Annotated in this window: 1 protein-coding gene; it reads right to left on the bottom strand. The window is 67.7% G+C overall.

Going from position 1 to position 524, the window contains the following annotated elements; translation table 11 throughout:
• Positions 1-524: L-lactate permease (locus FJV41_RS57205; RefSeq protein WP_141649587.1), on the bottom strand; the 524-nt coding region annotated here is incomplete at both ends.

Raw genomic sequence — 524 nt, 5'->3', positions numbered from 1 at the left:
AGGTTGGCCGACAGCCCCAGCTGCTCGGCCGCCACCTTCTGCATGCCGCCGAACAGCACGTTCGAGGCCGTGTCCGAGCCGGTGAGCGCCACGCCCAGCCAGCCCATCAGCGTGCCGAAGAACGGGTAGAGCACGCCCGTGTTGGCGAACGCCAGGCCCAGCGTGGTGTCGGTGCCCGAGTAGCGCGTGAGCGTGCCCAGCGCCAGCATGAGCACGATCGTGAGCAGCGAGTACTTCACCAGCCAGATCGTCTTCAGGAAGGTGCGCACGATGGCGACCGGGTTGTACTTCATCAGGAAGGCGCTCACCACCGCCGACAGCAGGATCGCCGTGCCGGTGGCCGACAGCAGGTTCAGCGTGTAGACCGCGCCCTCCTTGGTGGGCACGGGCACGACGGGCGGCACCTTCTCGATCAGGTTGTGCAGCCCCGCCATCGGGAAGGACGGCGCGAACAGGCCGTTGAGCCAGGCCTTGACGGGCGGCAGGCCCCAGATGAACACGAACACCGACAGGATGGCCCAGGG

It is taken from the genome of Myxococcus llanfairpwllgwyngyllgogerychwyrndrobwllllantysiliogogogochensis (assembly GCF_006636215.1).
Classification (GTDB): domain Bacteria; phylum Myxococcota; class Myxococcia; order Myxococcales; family Myxococcaceae; genus Myxococcus; species Myxococcus llanfairpwllgwyngyllgogerychwyrndrobwllllantysiliogogogochensis.
The sequence above is the reverse complement of the archived record's forward strand: the minus strand, read 5'-3'. Positions and strand labels throughout refer to the sequence as shown.